Source organism: Anoxybacter fermentans (assembly GCF_003991135.1).
In the GTDB taxonomy this organism is placed as follows: domain Bacteria; phylum Bacillota; class Halanaerobiia; order DY22613; family DY22613; genus Anoxybacter; species Anoxybacter fermentans.
Genome location: NZ_CP016379.1, coordinates 1,059,188 through 1,080,259, shown reverse-complemented (window position 1 = coordinate 1,080,259; position 21,072 = coordinate 1,059,188). Strand labels below are relative to the sequence as shown.

The 21,072-nt window shown below is 36.4% G+C and carries 20 protein-coding genes; all 20 read right to left on the bottom strand.

The window, feature by feature from the left end:
- Positions 1 to 9: 9 nt before the first annotated feature.
- The 20 genes from BBF96_RS04825 to fabF all read right to left on the bottom strand — a co-directional run bounded on the left by BBF96_RS04825 (position 10) and on the right by fabF (position 20,995).
- A complete protein-coding gene (locus BBF96_RS04825; protein WP_127016099.1) occupies positions 10 to 1,284 on the bottom strand; it encodes an NAD-binding protein in 1,275 nt (424 codons plus the stop codon).
- Positions 1,285 to 1,396: 112 nt separating this feature from the next.
- The gene (locus BBF96_RS04820; RefSeq protein ID WP_127016098.1) at positions 1,397 to 1,693 is read right to left on the bottom strand and encodes an HU family DNA-binding protein; all 297 of its coding nucleotides are present in this window, start codon (positions 1,691 to 1,693) and stop codon (positions 1,397 to 1,399) included.
- Between the two features lie 187 nt (positions 1,694 to 1,880).
- Positions 1,881 to 3,083 carry an ISL3 family transposase gene (locus BBF96_RS04815; protein ID WP_127015490.1) on the bottom strand — a complete coding sequence of 401 codons (1,203 nt, stop codon included), beginning with the start codon at positions 3,081 to 3,083 and terminating at the stop codon, positions 1,881 to 1,883.
- 170 nt (positions 3,084 to 3,253) lie between these two features.
- Entirely contained in the window at positions 3,254 to 4,735 is a 1,482-nt protein-coding gene (spoIVA, locus tag BBF96_RS04810; RefSeq protein WP_127016097.1) for a stage IV sporulation protein A, read from the bottom strand.
- A 489-nt stretch (positions 4,736 to 5,224) separates the two neighbouring features.
- Entirely contained in the window at positions 5,225 to 6,259 is a 1,035-nt protein-coding gene (locus BBF96_RS04805) for an NAD(P)H-dependent glycerol-3-phosphate dehydrogenase (protein WP_127016096.1), read from the bottom strand.
- A 22-nt stretch (positions 6,260 to 6,281) separates the two neighbouring features.
- Entirely contained in the window at positions 6,282 to 6,917 is a 636-nt protein-coding gene (plsY, locus tag BBF96_RS04800; protein WP_127016095.1) for a glycerol-3-phosphate 1-O-acyltransferase PlsY, read from the bottom strand.
- 27 nt (positions 6,918 to 6,944) lie between these two features.
- Complete coding sequence (gene der / locus BBF96_RS04795) at positions 6,945 to 8,258, bottom strand: ribosome biogenesis GTPase Der (protein WP_127016094.1); 1,314 nt, start codon at positions 8,256 to 8,258, stop codon at positions 6,945 to 6,947.
- Positions 8,255 to 9,589 (bottom strand): DUF512 domain-containing protein, encoded by a 1,335-nt coding sequence (locus BBF96_RS04790; protein ID WP_127016093.1) that lies wholly within the window; start codon positions 9,587 to 9,589, stop codon positions 8,255 to 8,257. The genes der and BBF96_RS04790 overlap by 4 nt, the downstream gene beginning before the upstream one ends.
- Before the next feature lie 109 nt (positions 9,590 to 9,698).
- Positions 9,699 to 10,166, bottom strand: a complete 468-nt coding sequence (locus tag BBF96_RS04785) for a DUF3189 family protein (protein WP_127016092.1) — start codon at positions 10,164 to 10,166, stop codon at positions 9,699 to 9,701.
- Position 10,167: 1 nt separating this feature from the next.
- Positions 10,168 to 10,620, bottom strand: a complete 453-nt coding sequence (locus tag BBF96_RS04780) for a DUF3189 family protein (RefSeq protein WP_127016091.1) — start codon at positions 10,618 to 10,620, stop codon at positions 10,168 to 10,170.
- Positions 10,621 to 10,631: 11 nt separating this feature from the next.
- Complete coding sequence (locus BBF96_RS04775) at positions 10,632 to 10,829, bottom strand: capping complex subunit for YIEGIA (protein WP_127016090.1); 198 nt, start codon at positions 10,827 to 10,829, stop codon at positions 10,632 to 10,634.
- A gap of 17 nt (positions 10,830 to 10,846) precedes the next feature.
- Entirely contained in the window at positions 10,847 to 11,737 is an 891-nt protein-coding gene (locus tag BBF96_RS04770) for a YIEGIA family protein (protein ID WP_127016089.1), read from the bottom strand.
- A 15-nt stretch (positions 11,738 to 11,752) separates the two neighbouring features.
- A complete protein-coding gene (spoIIP, locus tag BBF96_RS04765) occupies positions 11,753 to 12,922 on the bottom strand; it encodes a stage II sporulation protein P (protein ID WP_127016088.1) in 1,170 nt (389 codons plus the stop codon).
- Positions 12,915 to 13,646 (bottom strand): DUF1614 domain-containing protein, encoded by a 732-nt coding sequence (locus BBF96_RS04760; protein ID WP_127016087.1) that lies wholly within the window; start codon positions 13,644 to 13,646, stop codon positions 12,915 to 12,917. Before BBF96_RS04760 ends, spoIIP begins: the two co-directional genes overlap by 8 nt.
- Before the next feature lie 386 nt (positions 13,647 to 14,032).
- Positions 14,033 to 16,105 (bottom strand): bifunctional 4-hydroxy-3-methylbut-2-enyl diphosphate reductase/30S ribosomal protein S1, encoded by a 2,073-nt coding sequence (locus BBF96_RS04755; protein WP_127016086.1) that lies wholly within the window; start codon positions 16,103 to 16,105, stop codon positions 14,033 to 14,035.
- A 280-nt stretch (positions 16,106 to 16,385) separates the two neighbouring features.
- Entirely contained in the window at positions 16,386 to 17,006 is a 621-nt protein-coding gene (locus BBF96_RS04750; protein ID WP_127016085.1) for a lysophospholipid acyltransferase family protein, read from the bottom strand.
- Positions 16,999 to 17,679 (bottom strand): (d)CMP kinase, encoded by a 681-nt coding sequence (gene cmk, locus BBF96_RS04745; protein ID WP_127016084.1) that lies wholly within the window; start codon positions 17,677 to 17,679, stop codon positions 16,999 to 17,001. Before cmk ends, BBF96_RS04750 begins: the two co-directional genes overlap by 8 nt.
- A gap of 680 nt (positions 17,680 to 18,359) precedes the next feature.
- Complete coding sequence (locus tag BBF96_RS04740) at positions 18,360 to 18,830, bottom strand: hypothetical protein (protein WP_127016083.1); 471 nt, start codon at positions 18,828 to 18,830, stop codon at positions 18,360 to 18,362.
- 185 nt (positions 18,831 to 19,015) lie between these two features.
- Positions 19,016 to 19,738, bottom strand: a complete 723-nt coding sequence (rnc, locus tag BBF96_RS04735; protein ID WP_127016082.1) for a ribonuclease III — start codon at positions 19,736 to 19,738, stop codon at positions 19,016 to 19,018.
- Positions 19,739 to 19,753: 15 nt separating this feature from the next.
- Positions 19,754 to 20,995: a beta-ketoacyl-ACP synthase II gene (fabF, locus tag BBF96_RS04730; protein WP_127016081.1), complete on the bottom strand. Its 1,242-nt coding sequence runs from the start codon at positions 20,993 to 20,995 to the stop codon at positions 19,754 to 19,756.
- Between the last annotated feature and the right edge of the window lie 77 nt (positions 20,996 to 21,072).

Here is a 21,072-nt window from a genome sequence, read left to right as displayed (position 1 = left end):
GCGTGCTTTTTATTCTAATCTAAGGATGATTATTTCATTATCTTTCTGTTCATGACACTTTGTTAATGGAGTTAAAATTCCCTTTCTATTAACCAGATACAGTCCTTCTGCTAAATCATTATCGATTTGAGCCACCAACTTGATTGAAAATATCCCTGACTTTTTAAATATAATTCTATCTATAAGGTGTTTTACAACCAATTGAGGAATTGAAATAATCCCCTCTAACTTAAGACGTTTTAACATTCCTGTATGCTGCCGCTTACGTAAGATGGTTATTACATCCTTCACACCAAAACTTTTAGCTAAGAGACTCGAAAGAAGATTTATTTCATCCTTATGAGATGCAGCAATAAAAATAGAAGTCTTCTCAATTCCTGCTTCTTTTAAAAGTGAAATATCCAGACCATCTCCGTGTAAAATTAGAGCATGATCTGCAATCTTCAACATTTGCTGACATTTAATAAGATCTTTTTCTATACAGACCATACTTTTAGAAAAATTGGGCCAGTGACTCTTTAATGCCTGAATTAAGCCCTCTCCACCAACCATCACCTTATGTAAACCTCCAAAAGCAAACCAGCGCCGCATTACCCGCTCCTGCTCCGAACGCTCAATCTCAATAATCAAGAAATCTTCTGATTCAATCCTATGATTCTTTTCTTTATCAAAAAAAATTCCATTATTAATTACTTTTAAAATTCTTCCTCTATTACCCAACTTAATCTGATTTATCTCTTGACCTATAAGTGGATGTCCTGCTAAAAATCTAATAGCCAATACTAAAGTTCCTCGTACCTCATTGATAAATAGAATTTGAAGTTTAAGTTTTGACTTTTGCTCAATCTCTTGAACAACCAACTCCCAGAGATTAATTAAATAATGTTTACCCTTTAACCGACTTACCTGCGGAAAAAAACTTTGATAACATTCCTGGTTCCAGATTAAAGCATAACTCTCTTTAACGCCTAAACTTTGACCCAGAAATAAAAGCAGCAGATTTATATTGTCAGAATCAGTCACTGCAATTAATTTAGTCTTTTTACCTACTCCAGCTTCTTTTAGTGTCTCAAGGGCCAGCGGATTACCTGCTAAGGTTAAGACATCTATTTTTTCATCTAATTCCCGCAAAAACTCTTCTTTTTCATCAATCAGAATAATATTTTGATCCTCTCGCTCTAAAGTCTGAGCCAGATGAATTCCAATATCATTAGCTCCAAAAATAACTATCTGATTTTTATTATCTTTTCTTTGAGTCTTAAAATGCCGAATTATTTGTTTCATCTGTATCCTCTCCCACCCAATTTTGTCATTACATTATATTCCGGGTGGAAAAAGACTATGTAAATAAAAATAAGCTGGTTTAAAAACCAGCCCTGGTAAATATTTTTATCAATTATTGAACTCTTTCTTTGAAGGATTTACCAGCTTTGAAGACAGGAACAGTACGGGCAGGAATCTCAATTTCCTTACCGGTACGTGGGTTCCGGCCTTTCCGTGCTTCCCTATCCTTCACTTCAAAACTACCAAATCCAATAATTTGAACTTTATTACGCTCTGCTTCAGGTTTTTTAGCTTCACCAGCTAAATATTCAATAATAATATCAAATACTGCTGTTACGGCTTCACCGGAATCTTTTTTGGTCAAGCCAGTTTTTTCAGCTACCTTTTCGATTAATTCGGTTTTAGTCATTTTATCTGTCACCTCCTTTGACTGTTCCTAGTTTTACTCTATTCGTGATATTCTAAGATTCTCCTGCCTTACACTAAAAATTTTTTCCAATATCAATATAAAAAATGGCTCTCCGTCAAATGTTGTGAAAGATAAGTTGGCTCCGTTGAATTGATTGGTAAATTGATTTTGAAATAAACATTTAAATTTAATAACTTAACATTGCATTAAATACTCTTCTCCTTAGATTCATAACATTTGGAACACCATATCCAATCCTTTTGATCAATTTAATCTTGTTATTGATACCCTCAGCAAAGCCATTGGTTATCTTATTCTTAAAATAATTTAGTATTTTTTCTTCCCATCTTTGTATTATCTTTTTTACCTGGTAAAAAGGCATCAGCTTGCTTTTTATTACTTCTTTATACCACCTTTTTAGAGCTCTGGTGGCTTCTTTCACATCATCTAGCTGCAATAGGTCTCTGAATTCCTCTTTTAATTCCCAGGCCTTTTCTAGAGCTGGACTGAGTTCAAATAATTTGATGAGCTTTTCATGTTCTTCATCTGTCAATTCTTCAGCTCGTTTTTGGAGTAATAAACGACTTTGAAAAAACTTTCTTCTCTGATGATTATTTACTGTTTGTTGAACTTGTTTTCTAACTTCATCAAGGGCTCTGTTCATTAAAGTTACAAGATGAAATTTATCTATAACAATTTTTGCATGAGTAAATGCTGCATCTGCTACTGCTTTGAACGGCCGCCACATATCCATAGAGATCGATTGAATCTGTCGTCTTTGTTCATCTTCCCAACAATTAAAGTAGTCAATTAAATCATCCTTTTTGCGAGTAGGTAAAATGTCAATTAACTCCCGATTAATTGGATCTGTAATGCTAACTCCATATTTATGGCGTTTTAAAACTGCAAATTCATCGATACTGATGGCTTTTAATTGACTAAGTTTTGAAACTTGTTGTTTAATGAGAGGGTCAACTACTTTTTTAACTGCATTATTAACAGCTGTATAACTTAACCCGTTTTCTCTAGCAACTTTAGAATAATCCTTGCTGACAGTTTCTTTAGCAAGATATTTATCAAAGCGTTTGGTATTACGGGCATATTTATCAATACTTTCATATTTTTCAGGGATACCCCTCTTATGACAATAAGGACAACGATATCTTTTCTTTAGAAGTCTAATGATTACTAGTTTACCTCTTATGGGGATGTCTCTAATATTTTGCCATTTTGTATCATGGATTTTATTAGTGATATTACCACACTGAGGACACACAATGTGATTTTTCTTTGCTTCAGCGATAAAAATATATCTGTCCTCCGTTGAAATAATTTCAGTTGCAATAATGTCTGGCAAATCAAGAAATTTTATGATATTATTATATTGCATTTGCTGGACTCCTTTCTTTGGTTTTTAGTTCGCAACTAATTAATTCAACGGGGCCAGCAAATGCCTTTTTATTTTTTATAATTTTTTCTTCACAACATTAATTATAGACCCTAAAAAATTAATTAAAATCTAAAAAGGCCTAGACTTTTTGTCTAGACCTATTTTTCAATTTATAAAATAATACAAATCAATCCACCACTTCCTTCATTTATTATTTTTTGCAGCGTATCTTTAAGTTTCTCTCGAGCGTTTTCAGGCATCCTATGGAGCTTATTTTGAATACCTTCTTTAACCAGATCGTGGAGGGAGCGTCCTAGAAAGTCACTATCCCAGATGGCACTCGGATTCCGTTGAAACTCTTCAGTAAGATACTGAATTAACTCTTCACATTGTTTTTCTGTACCGACCACCGGAGTTACTTCAGTTGTAATATCAGCCCGGATCATGTGGATAGACGGTGCTTTTGCCCGGAGTTTTACCCCAAATTGGTTCCCGCGTTCGATCAATTCGGGTTCATCGAAGACCATTTCTTCTAATTGTGGTGTGACAATTCCATAACCATATTCTTCAACATCTAACAGGGCCTTTGCTACCCGGTCATACTCTTTTTTAGCATAACTTAATTCCTGAACCAGTGCAAATAAATCAGAATCACCTTTAATAGAGTGGCCGGTAAATTCTTCAAGAAGTTGATAGAAAAGATGGTCTTCAAGATTCACAGAAATGGTTGCATTTCCTTCACCCAAATTTAATTCTTCCAAAATCACTTCTTTGGTATACTTACATTCTGAGAGGCCTGTTACTGCTTGATCAATATCTCTTAGCCGTCGAATAGGATAAACAGCATTTTTTATAACCTGATCGTACTCCTGGCTAAGCCAATGGTTAGAATCTAAGGTATCCATCCATTCAGGCATTCTAATCCGGATCTCTGCAACCGGAAATTCATAAAGAATTTCCTGCAAAAGATAGGTAATATCTTCTTTTGTCAATCTCAGACAGTTAATAGGAACAACAGGTACCCCATATTTAACACGAAGACTATTTGCCAGTTTTTGTGTTTTGGGATTTTCCGGGTCAGTTGAATTGAGAGCAATTAAAAACGGTTTACCTAACTCTTTTAGTTCATTGACTACCCGTTCTTCTGCTTTGATGTAGTTTTCCCGTGGAAGATCGGTGATTGAACCATCAGTGGTTACCACAAGGCCAATGGTAGCATGATCTTCAATAACCCTCTGGGTTCCTAGTTCAGCTGCATCCTGGAAAGGAATCTCATGATCAAACCAGGGAGTCATGACCATTCTTGGACGACCATTTTCATCTTCATACCCCAAGGCTCCGGGAACAGTGTAACCGACACAGTCTACTAAACGAACCCTGAAACTTAAAGCATCATGTAAAGTGATAGTCGTAGCCTTATCGGGAATAAATTTGGGCTCTGTAGTCATTATTGTCCGCCCCCCACCGCTCTGAGGGAGTTCATCAGTGGCCCGCTCTAAATTATAGCCCTTTTTAATATTTGGAAGAACTAATAAGTCCATAAACTTCTTAATAAATGTTGATTTTCCGGTACGAACTGGTCCTACAACACCGATATAAATGTCACCGCCAGTCCGTTCTGCAATATCTTGATAGATATTAAACTCCTCCAACTTTTTTCCCCCCTTCTTTAAGAAAATAGTTCTAAAATAAGCCCTCATCCCTCCCCTTAATAAACTTAATAAAAAATTTTACTAGGTAATGAATTTCATAATAGTTGACAATATCAATATATATATATGACCTTGCAAATAAATTATGACCATGCCTTAAGTTTTTTATCTCTTTTATTTTCTCTCCATCCATTTTATTAAAACATAAAGTAAAATATGACAAATAAAATGATTATACTGTAAAGCGACATAGAAATTTTTCGCCAAATCATCTTAGCGAGATTTCCGCTGAAATAAGGCCTCATCACAGGAGGTGATAAGCTAATCAAAGGCCAGAAGGGCCCTTTGATTAGGAAGCCTTATTTCGGCAGAAATCGAGCTTTAGATGATTCGAAAAATTTCTCAAGAAGCAAAAAATTAACTTTTTGCAGTATAATCATAAAATAAAAAAGAGTGGAAATCAAACGATTCCACCCTTAAAAATCCTATTTACCATTCAAAATCATCCCGGGCTACCTCTTCAATTTCATGCTTGGCTCCGCGTGTCATAAGTTCAGATACCCCAATTTCAGGATCTTTTCCTTCAAAAAGAACCTTATAACACTGGGTTATAATCGGCAGTTCTAAATCCATATCCCTGGTCATTTCATAAACCGCACGACAAGTACGTACACCTTCAGCCACCTGTTTAACCTCTTTTGTTGCTTCTTCTAATGTTTTACCCTGCCCAATCAAAATTCCAAAACGACGGTTTCGACTGTGCATACTGGCACAGGTAACCACTAAATCTCCCAGACCTGAAAGACCAGCGAAGGTCATCATTTTAGCCCCCATTGCTACTCCTAAACGGGCAATCTCTGTTAAACCGCGAGTAATCAAAGCAGCTTTAGTATTATCACCATAACCCAGGCCATCAGCAATACCAGCAGCCAGGGCAATAATGTTTTTTAATGCTCCACCAAGCTCAACTCCTATAATATCTGGATTAATATAAACTCGTAAGGTAGGTGACATAAATATGTCCTGAACCAATTCAGCAAGTTCTTTCTTTTTTGCAGCTACAACACAGGATGATGGAAGCTGACGGCTTACTTCTTCTGCATGAGTGGGGCCAGAAAGAACGGCTAAACGCTCCACCCATTCTTCACCTAATTCGGAAATAATCACTTGAGACATTCTCATATGAGTTCCTTCTTCAATTCCTTTGGTGGTACTGACCAGAATAGGTTTTTTCTCCCCTAAATACTTTTTTAAAGTTTTTATTACATTTCTCATTTCATGAGAGGGAACAGAAAGAATAATTAAATCTGCTTCTATAATCTCTTCATAATTCATGGTAGCGATAACATTTTTATTTAATTTAACACCTGGAAGATAGTTTTCATTGGTATGTTTTTCATTAATCTCTTTTAAGTACTTTTCATTAATAACAAGAACTTTAACTGGTGCATATCCTTTTATGGCAAGATGGTTAGCAAGGGCAGTACCCCAACTTCCTCCCCCGATAACTGAAATTTTCATCATTCTAAAACTCCTTTCTTATTAATTACCTGACCCGCCGGGATTTTTTCTTACCAGGCAACTGAATTTTATTTTCCGTCCCCTTCAAAAGCCGCTGAATGTTGCTTCTATGACGGTATACCACAAAAATGGCAATCACTATACCAAAAAGGATATATTCTCCCGGCTCTTTGAATAAAATCATTAAAATAGGAACCATAAGACCGCTTATGATTGAACCTAAGGAAACATACCTGGTCAGATAAACGATAGGTAACCAGACAAAAACAAGAATTAGAAGAAGATATGGAAGCAGAGTTAGAAGAACTCCTGCTGTAGTTGCTATACCTTTTCCTCCATTAAAACCCAGAAAAATGGACCAGTTATGACCTGCTATGACTAAAATTCCACAGATTAAATAAATTGTTTCAGGTTTTAACCCCCAGATAGGTTCTGTAACTGTAGATTTTGCAATCAAAATTGCCAATATACCTTTACCTACGTCGCCAATAGCAGTAATTAAACCTGCTTTTGACCCAAGCACCCGAAAGACATTGGTTGCTCCAGTATTACCACTTCCGTATTCCCGGATATCAATACCTTTAAGCTTTTTAGCTACAATATAACCGGTTGGGATTGAACCCAATAAATAACTTAATACAAAGATTAAAAACAATTTCATTTAATAACCCCCTTAATTTAATAACACTTAATCCCGTTTCCGAACAAGAAGTCTAATCGGTGTACCATTAAATCCAAATGCTTCTCGCAAATTATTCTCTAAATAGCGTAAATAGGAGAAATGCATTAGCTCAGGTTCATTAACAAAAAAGACAAATGTTGGAGGCTTAACACTAACCTGAGTAGCATAATATATCTTAAGTCGTTTTCCTTTATCCGAGGGCGGAGCCATCATTGCTACAGCTTCCTCTACCACTTCATTTAAAAGTCCTGTAGTCACACGTTTTGCGTGTTCCTCGGCAACGAAGTCAACTATATCCAGTATTTCCATGACCCGCTTACCGGTAAGAGCAGAAGTAAAAATGATTGGAGCGTAAGAAAGAAACTTAAGTTCTTCATAAACTCTTTTGGTATAGATCTGCATAGTTTTATCATCTTTTTCAACCAGATCCCATTTATTAAAGACAAGAATAAGTCCTTTACCTGCCTCATGGGCATAGCCTACAATCTTTTTATCCTGCTCTGTAACACCTTCTACAGCATCAAAAACCATTAAAACTACATCTGAACGATCAACGGCCCTTAAAGACCTGATAACACTATAATACTCCACATTTTCACGGATTTTTTTCTTCCGTCTGATTCCGGCAGTGTCAATGAGAATATACTCCTGATCACCACGTTTTAAGACAGTATCAATGGCATCTCTGGTAGTTCCAGGAATATCGCTAACGATGACTCTCTTCTGACCCAAAAGATAATTGGTGAGAGAAGATTTACCCACATTAGGACGACCTATAATAGCAATCTTTAAACGCTCGTCATTCTCTTCTTCCTCTTCTTTTTCAGGTAGGTAAGTTAAAACCTTATCCAAAAGATCCCCAACCTGCATTCCGTGCTCAGCAGAAATGGGAAAAGGATCACCTAATCCCAATTCATAGAATTCAAAAATTTTCATTTCAACATCAGTATAATTCTCTATTTTGTTGACTACTAAAATTACCGGTTTTTGACTCTTTCTAAGCATCTGGGCAATCTCACGATCGGTAGCAGTAAGACCCTCACGACCATCTACTAAAAAGAGAATGACATCTGCTTCTTCGATGGCCAGCTCAGCTTGCCAACGGATATCCTTTAAAAGCACATCCTCACTGTTTGGTTCAATACCTCCAGTGTCGATCAATATGAATTTTCGTTCCAACCATTCCCCCTCACCATAAATCCGATCCCGAGTAACACCTGGCTCATTTTCAACAATGGAAGTGCGATAACCTACAATTCTATTAAAAAGTGTTGATTTTCCTACATTTGGACGTCCAACAATTGCAATAATGGGCTTCATTTTGACTTCACCTCCATCAAATTCATTTCTAACAATCGATCTATTAACTGATGAAAATTCTTTACGAAAATTACATTAGGAATAGCAGTAATAAATTCTTTCTCACTCATTCCATCAATAAATAGACGATCATCATTTAAAACTACTTCAGGTAATACTACTAAATCAAATTCTTCAGGGTTAGATGCCTCTATTGCTCTCATTAAATCTTGACCGGTGAGCAATCCGGCAACCGTTACATTTTCGCCAAAAAATTGATTGATTACAGTCAATATCTTTATTTTAAGCCCATGAATCTCCCTTAGTCTAGCCACAGGACCCTTTAATACCTTTTCTCCTAAAACTCCTGTAACCAAAAGAAGTCTGGTAGGAGAAAGCATCTTTTCGGGAAGTTTTGGTTCTAAGGCTTTAAAATCATCTAAAAACAAGCGACATAAGCCGACTCCGTTTTCTAATTGTGGAAAACCATGATACTCCTCTTTTTTAGGAAAATCATAACCTGTTAATAAATAAAATTCATCAGAAAGGTAAACAAAATTTTCACCTTCTCTTGCAAATTTCTTTTGAAATTGGGTAATTATCTGATAGACCTCTTCTGCTTTTTCAGGTGTATAAGTAGTTAAGGGAAATAATTTCTTGCGATATTTGGTCAGTCCTACCGGTACAATGGCTAAAGAAAGTAAGTTGGGACGTAAGGATGCTAAATCTATAATACTCCGCTTTAATTCTTCACCATCATTGATCCCGGGACAGAGAACAATCTGGGTGTGAAAAAAAATTCCTGCTTCTTTCAATTCTCTTAGATTTTCCAGGATTTTTCCTGCTTTTTTATTTCCCATTATTTTCTGTCTAAGACTGGGGTTTGTAGCATGCACTGATATATAAAGAGGGGAAAGTTTTAACTTTTTAATCCTCTCTAAGTCTTCTTCTTGTAAGTTTGTCAAGGTAATATAACTTCCCTGTAAAAAAGAGAAACGATAGTCATCATCTTTTAATGATAGAGTAGGACGTAAACCTTCTGGCATCTGATGTACAAAACAGAAAATACAGTGATTTTCACATTCTTTCAATTGATCATAAATAATCCCTTCAAGTTGAATTCCCAATTCATCCTGTGGATCACGTTCCAGATCCAATAACCACTTCTCGCCATTCTTCTTTCTGATCAAAATTTCTAATTGATCATCACTAGTCAAATAAACAAAATCAATATAGTCGCGAGGAACTTGACCTTGAATACTGATAAGATGATCCCCAGGTTTAATACCCAGCTGATCTGCAATGCTATCGGGTTTTACCTCAGCAATAGGGATACCTTTTTTAACTTCCATCAAATCATTCCTTCTATAAAAATTAGTACTAGGTATTAAAAATATTTTCCTTATAATTATCTTATAATTTTACCTATTCGTCAAGGGTTAATTCAAATTTACAAAAAGATTAACTTTGAAAATATTTAATATCCCGTTTAGCTTTGACTACCATTTTTACAAATTCAAAATAAGTTTTTTTAAGTCCATACACTGTTAAAGGTCTACCCAGGCTTACCAATCCTAATGCTCTGGATAAAAATCCACCTATCCTGGTCCACCAATTGACTTTGCTCAAAGTATTGATAAAAACATAGCTGGTCCCCGGAATACCGCAATCTTTTAAAAGACTTTTTATACTGTTTAAAACAACTTCTTTTCCTGCTCCCATACCTATAATATAGACTTCATTATCCATCTCATCATAACCGTAAAAAAAAGGTGTGCCTATCTCAGAGTTTTCTGTTTTGTCATAATGCGGAAGATTTACAATCTCCTGTATAGAAGGAAGCCGATCAATACTCAACATTCCTGTATGGAGGGCTGCTGCAAGAACAGATGAATGGGCACTTCCATAACAATAGTAGAAAATTTTCACCTCACTTCCTCCCCTCATTTATCCTTCTTTGTACCTCTTTAACTAATAAGACTAGCTTAGGTATCGCCTTCTGAATACCCCTATGCAGCAATTCTGGATATTTAATTTCTTTTTCTGGATTGCTATTTAGAAAGTCAAAAATCCCAAGTGATAAGTTTGACAGAGGTTGTACATTTGCAAAAAGAAAACTGTTATTTAATTGAAAAACTCTATTAAGACCCAGATAGGCATTACGGATTACCTGAAATGAATTTTTTCGCCCCAGAACATAAATTTCATTCCCGCGAAAGTCCAATCCTATATAGATTAATGTTCCCGGTGGTTGTGTGTTTAAAAAATAAGGTAATTGTTCTAAATCCCACCGGGAAATATTTTTATCTATAAGTCGTAAATGTAAAGCTGCGGCAACCACTGAAAGGTGCCGCCCTGTTTTATCGTGATAAATTACCTTCATATCCGATCCCCTTAATGTTTGACAATAATTCGAATTCCATCGCTAATCTCATGGACCATAGACATGGTGACTCTCGAAATTAACATACTTATTTTTTCCAATTCTTTTTCATTCTCCGCAATAAAGATGGGTGCACCACCAGAAACTTTTTTTACTTTATCGTTCATCACTACTACTGCCAGTATTACGTTATTCAAACTGGTATCCATTTTTTAATCCCCTTCCCTTAATCGGCAGCTGCCCGGCCTGCTTTAGATTGGAGAGGTTTTCGCTGGGAACTCTCTAGAACAGGAACCCTATTTATCGCCTCAATTATAGCCGGAATATCGGGTTCAATGGGTATAATTATCATATAAACCCGCCCTGTATTAATGTCCAACCTGGCCAAAGGAGTATATTGTTGAATTCCTACATCTAACTTAATTCCCATCTGGGTTGCAACATCATGAAGTATAGCCTGTCTTTGTCCAATATTTGCCAGGGTTGCTCTGGCATTATCATCTTTTGGTTTTATGACAATTCCTACACCTTCTTCTTTCCACTTCTTTAATCCCTCGTCTTCACCAACATTCATCATTATAATGTCATCAATTCCTATATTTTTTCCATCAAAAACAATCTGAGCTTCTTCAACAACAGCAATATCTCTAACTCTAGGTCCGATCATCGCAGGAGAGAGAAGAAGGATAAGAGCAATTCCAATAATAATTCCAGGTATCAGAGCAATATAATGGATAGCTAGAGAAGTAACGAAAGCAGTTAACATAGCCAGATAATTCCTGGATTCAAAAAGCTTGGCAATTCCTTCAATATAGGCTTTACCTCTTGGAACCAGCTCAGTTTCTTCAATCTCTGCTAACGTCTGCCGTTCAATATTACGGATATCACGAAACTGTTGGGCTGCCAGAGCCAGAAATGTAACTGCAACGTAGTTTTCTTCAAGTAAAGCAGGTAATGCTAATCCTCCCAAAGCCGAAGCAATAAATCCTAAAGTTAAATGGGTCACATAGGCATGGGGATAGCTGGGATATTGTCGATAATCAACCCGTAATGTATAAACTCTGGCTAAAGTTCCTAAAAGAATACTGGCAGTAATTAATATGCCATATCTTTCCATTAATAGGCCTCCTATTTATCTCTTCTTTCTCCGCTTTTTAATTTTCTGTTTGCTTCTTTTATACCGTCCTAACACATTGGCGAATTCTTCACCGGAAAATTTCTTTAACCGTTCCAAAATCCCGGACAATCCGTCCTCATTTAAAATTAAATATATTACAACAGCAATAACTGTAATACCGATAAGTAATAATAGGTTTTTCCAACCAGCACTGCTCATAGCTCTATCTGTTCCCGCAGTTCCAGCTCCATAGAGCATGGTATAGATGGAATCTGCGATCATTGCTGTACTTGCTTCCGCCTGTTCTTTTGTCGTTACATGAGTACCAAACTCTAAAAGAAGTGCTCGCGGGGAGAGATCCTGATTATATTTACCCTTGGCATAAAAGATTCCCCTTATTAATCCGGGATATTTCTTATCAGCAATTGCCTTTAAACGCCTGGCCATTTGGTCATTAGGCCTCATATTGGGGTTTTGACGGCCTACAACTAATCGAACCTTACTTATTTTTTTTCCTTTGACATTTGTCAAATATTCTTCTGCCCGAGGAATGGCATCCCTGTGGATATCAAAGATAGCATCTGGTCCCTGTCTAAGTAATTCTATGGCCGTCCCTCTAGAGCGTTCATAAGCACCTCCATCGTGCGGCAGAAAAGACCTCTTTGATTGGATAGTGGTAATTCCTCTTTTCTCAAATTGTTGTTTTAATGCTGCACCTACATCATATATTTCGCCTCTGGTTTTAAAAGCTGGCCCAGGGATGTAAGATTCAGCACTATGGGTATGGTAAATGGCAATTTTTTTCCGTTTATTTTTCTGGCCCTGTACTAGAGGTGGGAGTTCACTGACGGACCCCGCTAATCCAATACTCTCAAGAAGGTCAACTTTACCCAAAAATTTTGCTATTCCTCGCTTACCCTCAACTTTGATTACCTCATACTCCTCATTTGCCTCATTTATATAGCGGTCTCCAACACTGACTCCCATACAGGTGGAAAAAATATATTTACCTTTTTCATCATAAACTTCAACAATATCGTTCTCAGTATGGCCAATAAATGAAGTAGTTAAGTCTTTAAGAGAAGTAGTTAAGTTACCAATATCATTTGCTGCAAAGACAGGTTGAACCAAATTTAATAAGAATATAAGTAAAACGTAGAAAAATAGTTTTCCAATTTTACTCATCTTTTTTCCCTCCCTTTTTAACCTGAAACCGCTTCCGCCGTTCTTCGGGTTCTTTACCTAAAAATCCAGCATATTCAGTATTTTTAAGTCCTTCCGGCCGGTCCTCTCCTTTAATCGGTCCTCCGCCCAGGCGTTCCCTGGTCTCACCTATAACCTCCGCTATAGCAACTGCAATTAAACCGGAAATGACCATTGTATCAAAGATACCTGCTCCTCCAATATTTACACTTCCGGAAATTCCTCCAAAAGTAATTCTAAAAAGGGTAATTAAATTATAAATCAAAAATCCCAAAACACCAGCAATAAAAGCAGAACGTCTAGAACGTCCAGCAATATACGCTATAATTCCACCAATGATTGCAAAAACATATTGGGGATCAACTATATCTCTAGTAGTATGACCTGCGTTAAAAAAGAGATAAGTTGCCACAAAATAAATAGCTGCTCCGGTAATCAGTGTAGAGACAATAGCCCTTACCCACTCTTTAATTGTCCCTGCTCTACTTAATACATAGCCTGCAAGAATGATAGGAATTATACCACCACCCACATTGATTGTAACACGCGGCGAAATCGGAATATTAATAAAGCTGCCAGCAATCATTGCAACAATAAAAAGAATAGCAGCCTTATCTGTTAGATATAATCTGTCTAAAATACGTTGTACAAACCCAAAAAAAATTAGTACCCCTACCACTATTAGAAGAAGAACACCAATTGGCACTATATCCACCTCCAGATTAATTATTTCGTCTATATATTACCCCTTCCCAATATCAAATATGCGACTGAAAAAGAGGACAAGTATTAAAAAAATAAAAAGATTAAACTGCAACAAGCTAATTTTGAGCGTCATAGAAATTTTTCGTTAAACCATCTTAGTAAGATTTCAGTCGAAATAAGGCCTCATCACAGGATGTGATGAGCTAATCAAGGGCCAGGAGGGCCCATTGATTAGTGTGCCTTATTTTGACTGAAATCGAACTTCAGATGGCTCGAAAAATTTCTCAAGAAGCGAAAAATTAGCTTGTTGCAGTTTAATTATAAAAAATGAAAAAACCCTGATCAGATGTTACTGATCAGGGTTTTTCTTTTTAGATTTTTGTGTTTTTATTTAGCATTCTCCAGAATATCTCCTACCATTTCACCTATGGAGAAACCGCTACTTTCCTGAGGTGCAGTAAAGTATGTTTGAGATTCTTTTTTAGACTTATCTTCTTTTGGTTTTGGTGCTGGAGCTGGTTCTAATTCTTTTAAAGAAAGACCTACCTTGCGTTCATCTATATTTATATTAATAATTTTGGCTTCTATTTTATCACCGACATTAACAACTTCAGTTGGAGTTTCTACATGACGACGAGCTAGTTGAGAAATATGGATTAAACCTTCTACACCTGGTTCAATCTCCATGAAAGCACCGAAATCAACTGTCTTAGTAATAGTACCGGATACAACTTCACCAACATGATGTTTTTTAGCAAATTCAACCCATGGATCAGGCTGAGTTTGCTTTATACCAAGAGCGATTCTTTCATTTTCTTTATCCAGTTTGAGAACTTTTACCCTGATGGTTTCGCCCTCTTTTAGTACTTCAGATGGATGATCAATGCGTCCCCAGGATATTTCTGAGATGTGTAATAAACCTTCAATACCACCTAAATCAACAAATGCTCCAAAATCAACAATCTTTGTAACCTTACCCTCAACAATTTGCCCTTCTTCTAACTTAGAGAGGGTCTCAGCTTTAAGCGCTTCCCGCTCTTCTTCTAAAACGATTTTTCTGGAAAGAACCACATTGTTATTTGCTCTATCAACTTCAATTACTTTAAACCGTAGAGTTTGACCAACAAATTGTTCTAAATCTTCAACATATTCAATAGCAACATGAGATGCGGGAACAAAACCTCTCAAACCCACATCTACAACTAAACCACCTTTAACAACCCGGGTAACTTCAGCTTCAATAACTTCACCATTTTCATATGCATCCATAATTCTTTCCCAGGCTTGTTCACGAACTGCACGTTTTCTTGAAAGGCGAATATTACCTTCTTCATCTTCCAGACCGATTACCACAACATCAATTTCGTCACCTTCTTTGACTACTTCATGAGCAGATTTAACTGGACGGAAAGTTAATTCATTCAGAGGAATTACACCTTCAGATTTATGACCAATTGATACAAAGACACTGTCATCTTTAACTTCAACAACAGTACCTTTGATCTTTTCACCTATTTTTAAATCGCGGATTGAATGATCAAGCATAATTTCTTCGTTTTCTTTTTTCACCTCTTCAGTTTCATGTTTTCCCTCTTCAGTTAAAACAACTTTTTTTTCTTCATTGAATTCACTCATAACACTCAAGACCTCCTTAATAATCCAATTCGGGGTTGATGCCCCGGCAGTAACTCCTACACGTTGAACGTTTTCAAACCATTCTTTTTTAAGCTCGTCCGCTGTTTCAATATGATAAGTAGTTACACCTTCATTTCTACAAATTTCTACTAATCGATTGGTGTTTGCACTATTACGACCACCTATTACTAACATTAAATCTACCTTTTTAGCTAGATTAGACGCTGCTTTTTGTCTCTCTTCAGTTGTTGTGCATATTGTATTAAAAACTTTTAATTCATCTACTCGTTCCACTAATTGGGAAATCAAATTTTTAAAGTTCTGAATTGATAGAGTCGTCTGAGCAATAACTCCAACTTTCCGTTTTAATTTATGTTGGGGCAACTCATCGAGAGTTTTAGCCACCAGAACTTCGGAATTTACGGAACCGCGTATTCCAATTACTTCTGGATGGTTCTGATCACCACAGATAATCACCTGGTAACCATCTTCAGCAAGCTGTTTAGCATACTCTTGAGCCCTTCTCACAAACGGACAGGTAGCATCTATAACTTCAAGTCCCCGTGCCTTGATCTCATCAATCACACGAGGGGGTACACCATGAGAACGGATTATTATAATTCCATCCTCAACATCCTGTACTCGATCAATGGCACGGATACCCAAATCTTCTAGACGCTGTACAACCTGCGGATTATGAATGAGCGGACCGAGAGTATATAGGGGCTTTTCTGGATCCTTAGCAAGACTGATTGCAAGATCAGTCGCTCGTTTAACCCCAAAGCAAAATCCAGCATGATCTGCTAGTATAATCTCCAGAACCATCACCTCCCTTCCACCAACAACAGACCAACTAAAACCGCAAGAAAAGAAATCCCCAGTTTTAGTTGTATATTTATATTTTAAAGCTTACCATCGTATATCATTCGTCATGGAAATGCATATTCCTTCCTGATAGAAAAAAAAACTCTCCAAAAAGCAAGAGAACTACGTACTTACTTTAATTTTAATCTCTACTAAAACTTTTCTTGTAAACCTGGGTTTGGGCCAAAAATATATTCTTTTTGCATATTGTTTCCCACAAATAATTATTTATCCCATTAAATTAACTCATTAAATTATTTTTTTGATCACGATCCATCTCCAGTAGGTTGGCTATCTCATTCATAATTAAATTACCAACTTCTTTAATCTCCTCTTTACTTAATTTTCTATCATAATACTTAGTAAATTTAATGGGTTTTCCAATACGTACAATAATTGGTTTATTACCACCAATAGTATTGGTCAATGCACAAGGCAAAATAGGAACTTTTGCTTTTAAAGCAAGCATGACAATTCCAGGTTGAGCACGTCCCAATTTTCCAGGTTTATGACGTGTACCCTCTGGAAACACTCCCAGCACGCCTCCACTTTTTAATACTTCAAGAGAAGTTCTTATTGCTTCCAGATCAGCTTTTCCTCTAGATACAGGAAATGCTCCTAACTGATGTAGCAACCAGGCTATAGGTGCATATTTAAACAATTCTTTTTTGGCCATAAATCTTACTTTACGTGTCATAGCTACTCCAAGAACCGGAGGGTCGAAATTACTAACGTGATTACCTGCTACAATAAATGCCCCTTTTTCAGGTATATTTTCACGACCATAAATTTTAAGTTTTCTAAATAATTTTAGGTAAAATGTTACAACCCAATAGGCTGTCCAATATATAAAATTACTCATTTTTTACCTCCTTGGTTAGGTTGATGATTTTATTAACTACATCTTCAACAGTCATTCCTGTTGTATCTATTTCAATGGCATCTTCCGCTTTTCTTAAAGGAGCTATTTCCCGGGCCGAATCCATGTAATCTCTGATTCTAAGATTCTTCTTAATTTCCTCTAATTCTACATTTTCTCCCCGTCGCTGTAACTCATTCATCCGACGCCGGGCTCGTGTTTCTAAAGAAGCTGTTAAAAATATTTTTAAATCTGCCTGTGGTAAAACTACAGTTCCTATGTCCCGTCCATCCATAACAACTCCACCTGATTGAGCCATCTCTCTCTGTTTCTTTACAAGAGCTTTCCTCACCCCCGCTATTTTAGCTACCAAAGAAACATTTTCATTAACACTGGTTGAACGAATCTCGTCAGTTACATCCCGGCCATTTAAATAGACAGTATTTCTTTCGGGTCTTAAAGGTGCAAAATTGATTTCAGCTTCTTCAGCCAGTTTAGTTAACTCCTCTTCAGAGTCCATAGAAATACCTGATTCTAAAGCCAGAAGAGTGACTGCCCGATACATGGCCCCTGTATCTATATATTTATACCCCAGGCGTAATGCAATCTCTTTGGCAGTTGTACTTTTTCCAGCCCCTGCAGGACCATCAATAGCTATGACTAATTGCTTATTCATATTTTATCATCCTTTCCAACATTAAAATAAAATATTATCATGATTAAACTGCAAAAAGCTAATTTTGAGCGCCATAGAAATTTTTCGTTAAACTATCTTAGTGAGATTTCAGTCGAAATAAGGCCTCATATGAGGATTGATGAGCTAATCAAGAGCCAGGAGGGCCCGTTGATTAGTGTGCCTTATTTCGACAGAAATCGAACTTTAGATGGTTCGAAAAATTTCTCTTAAAGCGAAAAATTAGCTTTTTGCAGTAAAATCTTATCATTAAATATTCAATATTTAATGATGATTTCCTTCTTCTAGGCACTCCAGGGCCACGTCTTATAAATTTGCTAGATGTATCCAAAAATTTTAACTTATAACTTATATTCATTCTGCCATAGTATAGTTTATATGTCAAGATTAAATTGCAAAAACTTAATTTTTGGGAGGTTTAACCAATTTTAGTAAAATTGAAGTAAAAATAAGATTTTATTACAGGAGGTAACGAATACAAAAATTGAACTTTAGATGGTCCGAAAAATTTCTTTTTTGAAATAAAAAATAACTTTTAGTAATAAAATTATGTCAACAAAAATTTAAAAAGCCATTTATCCCCGCCATAAATAGACGGGGTTTCTGGCTAATTTTCAATAAAAATAAGAATTTAAATAAGATTCCTATTCATATATTTTTTATCAAAATTTAGTCTCATCATGTAATTTAATATAAATAACTTCTAGCCCATTTTTGACTCTAAATTGCTGACCAATTTTTAAATTTGAAACTCTTTTTGAATAATTTCTAACTTCAAACCACAGAGCAGTCTCAATTCCCCGGGTATCGATGATTAAAAGATCCCCATCTTTAACAGGAATCCTTACAATAGAATGGTTGAAATAATATACTTTTTCGTTATTTACCAATACTCGAACCTCTGAAAAATTTCCAGGATTTAATAATTCTAAAATAACATATTCTTCAGGGATAACTACTGCCACTTTTTTTAAATCAGGGTCAATTAGCTCATATACCTGGCTCTCAACCCATTTTAAATAATGTCGGGTTTGCTCAAACCCCATCATCAACTGAATGGTAATCAAAAGGACTAAACCCACCGTAATAAGTCCCATAAGAAACCGACCGGTTGCGTTAAGCAAGCAAACCATCCCTTTCTCTCCATAGAACTTTCATATAAAATTCTATGTGAGAAAGGGTAACTTTATCACAACTTATGAAATGGTCTAGTCCATTAGTATGTCAAAATCTTCTGGCATTAAAACGCAAGATTACCAGGTCGCATTTTTTATTAATCAAAACAAACCAGCGGTACCACCGCCAAAAACAATTATTTTTATAACTTTTCTTCTAATTTTGAAACAGCATCTCTTTCTATTGCATCTGCGGCAGCCCGCTGTTGTGCTTCTTTTTTATTCTTGCCCACTCCTTTTCCGAGTATCTGATTTTTGCATTCAACCAACACAGTAAACCGTTTGTCATGATCTGGGCCTTCTTCGCTAACCACCCTATATAGCGGCCTGGTATTAGAGCGTTTTTGAATTTCCTCTTGCAGAAGAGTTTTATAATCCTGAATATACTCTCCACGTTCAACACGATCAATCTCTTCTGTTAAATTATCTTTAATAAATTTACTAACTACCTTTAAACCCTTATCGAGATAAATAGCACCAACCAGGGCTTCAAATGCATCAGCTAGAATTGAATCCCGTTTTCTCCCCCCTGTCATCTCCTCACCTTTACCCAAACGTAAATAATTACCTAAATTTAATTTTTTGGCAGTACGTGCAAGAGTTGGGGCACTGACTACAACAGCTCGAGTCTTAGCCAGTTCCCCTTCTGGGTAATCTTTGTATCTTTTAAAGAGAATTTCACTGATAACCAGATCTAAAACTGCGTCTCCTAAAAACTCCAGGCGTTCATTATCCCTGATATTTTTATTTCTATTCTCATTAGCATATGACTTATGGGTCACAGCCTCTTCTAAATATTTTAAATTTTTAAATTTAACTTTAATCTCTTTCTGCAAAAGGTTAAGATTTTTTATTTTTCCAGCCATTAGTCTCACTACCTCTTAACCGGTATACTTTTTAAAGATCAGTGTTGCATTATGTCCACCAAATCCTAATGAGTTGGAAAGAGCAACATTAACAGTTCGCTTTTCTGCTTTATTTGGAACATAATATAAATCACATTCAGGATCAGGATTTTCATAATTAATAGTTGGTGGTACAGTATCAGTTTTTATAGCCATAAGACAGGCAATAGCTTCAATAGCACCAGCAGCTCCCAAAAGATGGCCGGTCATCGATTTAGTAGAACTTACAGCCAATTTATACGCATGTTCGCCAAAAACCTTTTTAATCGCCATGGTCTCAAATTTATCATTTTTTGGAGTTGAAGTACCGTGTGCATTAATATAATCTATTTCACTGGGGTCAATTCCAGCTTTATTTAATGCCATCTGCATACATCTAGCAGCTCCTTCACCCTCTGGTGCAGGATCTGTTATGTGATAAGCATCTCCAGACATACCGTACCCGATTAATTCACCGTAAATATTGGCACCACGCTTTTTGGCATGTTCTAATTCTTCTAAAATCAAAATTCCACACCCTTCACCCATAACAAACCCATCACGTTCAGCATCAAAAGGCCGGCTTGCTCTTTTTGGCTCATCATTACGGGTAGAAAGTGCTTTCATATTGCTGAAACCGGCAATGGCAAGTGGGGTGATAGCCGCCTCTGAACCACCGGTAATCATGATATCAGCATCACCGCGCTTAATAATCTCACTTGCATCTCCAATGGCAGTTGATCCAGATGCACAGGCAGTCACAGCATTTGAATTTGGTCCTTTTGCTCCGGTATATATGGAAACCTGGCCGGAAGCTATATTAGAGATCATCATTGGGATAAAAAATGGGCTGATCCGACGGGGACCTTTTGTAAACATAATTCTGGCCTGTTCTTCAAAAGTTTGCATACCGCCAATTCCTGAACCAATTAAAACTCCTGCGCGTTCGGCAATATCCGATGTAAGCTCCAAATTAGCATCTTTCATAGCCATTAAAGCAGCTACTATAGCAAATTGCGCAAATCGGTCTAAACGTTTTGCCTCTTTCCGTTCAAAATAATCAGATGGGTCAAAATCCTTGACTTCACCGGCAATTTTTACAGGAAAATCAGTGGTATCAAAACTTTCAATATAATCAATACCTGAAACACCATTAACCAGTGAATTCCAAAAATTATCAACTCCAATCCCTACTGGAGAAACTACCCCCATACCTGTTACTACAACTCTTCTACCCATTGATTTTAACCTCCTTTAGGGAGTGTAGGTTATATATGATAGTTATTATTACCTATTATTTTTCTAAAGAAAGTCCC

What these genes read in the sequence shown, in the direction of transcription:
- BBF96_RS04825 (WP_127016099.1), bottom strand. Translation starts at nt 1,284, where the DNA reads ATGAAACAAATAATTCGGCATTTTAAGACTCAAAGAAAAGATAATAAA.
- BBF96_RS04820 (WP_127016098.1), bottom strand. Translation starts at nt 1,693, where the DNA reads ATGACTAAAACCGAATTAATCGAAAAGGTAGCTGAAAAAACTGGCTTG.
- BBF96_RS04815 (WP_127015490.1), bottom strand. Translation starts at nt 3,083, where the DNA reads ATGCAATATAATAATATCATAAAATTTCTTGATTTGCCAGACATTATT.
- BBF96_RS04805 (WP_127016096.1), bottom strand. Translation starts at nt 6,259, where the DNA reads ATGATGAAAATTTCAGTTATCGGGGGAGGAAGTTGGGGTACTGCCCTT.
- plsY (WP_127016095.1), bottom strand. Translation starts at nt 6,917, where the DNA reads ATGAAATTGTTTTTAATCTTTGTATTAAGTTATTTATTGGGTTCAATC.
- der (WP_127016094.1), bottom strand. Translation starts at nt 8,258, where the DNA reads ATGAAGCCCATTATTGCAATTGTTGGACGTCCAAATGTAGGAAAATCA.
- BBF96_RS04790 (WP_127016093.1), bottom strand. Translation starts at nt 9,589, where the DNA reads ATGGAAGTTAAAAAAGGTATCCCTATTGCTGAGGTAAAACCCGATAGC.
- BBF96_RS04780 (WP_127016091.1), bottom strand. Translation starts at nt 10,620, where the DNA reads ATGAAGGTAATTTATCACGATAAAACAGGGCGGCACCTTTCAGTGGTT.
- BBF96_RS04775 (WP_127016090.1), bottom strand. Translation starts at nt 10,829, where the DNA reads ATGGATACCAGTTTGAATAACGTAATACTGGCAGTAGTAGTGATGAAC.
- BBF96_RS04770 (WP_127016089.1), bottom strand. Translation starts at nt 11,737, where the DNA reads ATGGAAAGATATGGCATATTAATTACTGCCAGTATTCTTTTAGGAACT.
- spoIIP (WP_127016088.1), bottom strand. Translation starts at nt 12,922, where the DNA reads ATGAGTAAAATTGGAAAACTATTTTTCTACGTTTTACTTATATTCTTA.
- BBF96_RS04755 (WP_127016086.1), bottom strand. Translation starts at nt 16,105, where the DNA reads ATGGTTCTGGAGATTATACTAGCAGATCATGCTGGATTTTGCTTTGGG.
- BBF96_RS04750 (WP_127016085.1), bottom strand. Translation starts at nt 17,006, where the DNA reads ATGAGTAATTTTATATATTGGACAGCCTATTGGGTTGTAACATTTTAC.
- cmk (WP_127016084.1), bottom strand. Translation starts at nt 17,679, where the DNA reads ATGAATAAGCAATTAGTCATAGCTATTGATGGTCCTGCAGGGGCTGGA.
- BBF96_RS04740 (WP_127016083.1), bottom strand. Translation starts at nt 18,830, where the DNA reads ATGGTTTGCTTGCTTAACGCAACCGGTCGGTTTCTTATGGGACTTATT.
- rnc (WP_127016082.1), bottom strand. Translation starts at nt 19,738, where the DNA reads ATGGCTGGAAAAATAAAAAATCTTAACCTTTTGCAGAAAGAGATTAAA.
- fabF (WP_127016081.1), bottom strand. Translation starts at nt 20,995, where the DNA reads ATGGGTAGAAGAGTTGTAGTAACAGGTATGGGGGTAGTTTCTCCAGTA.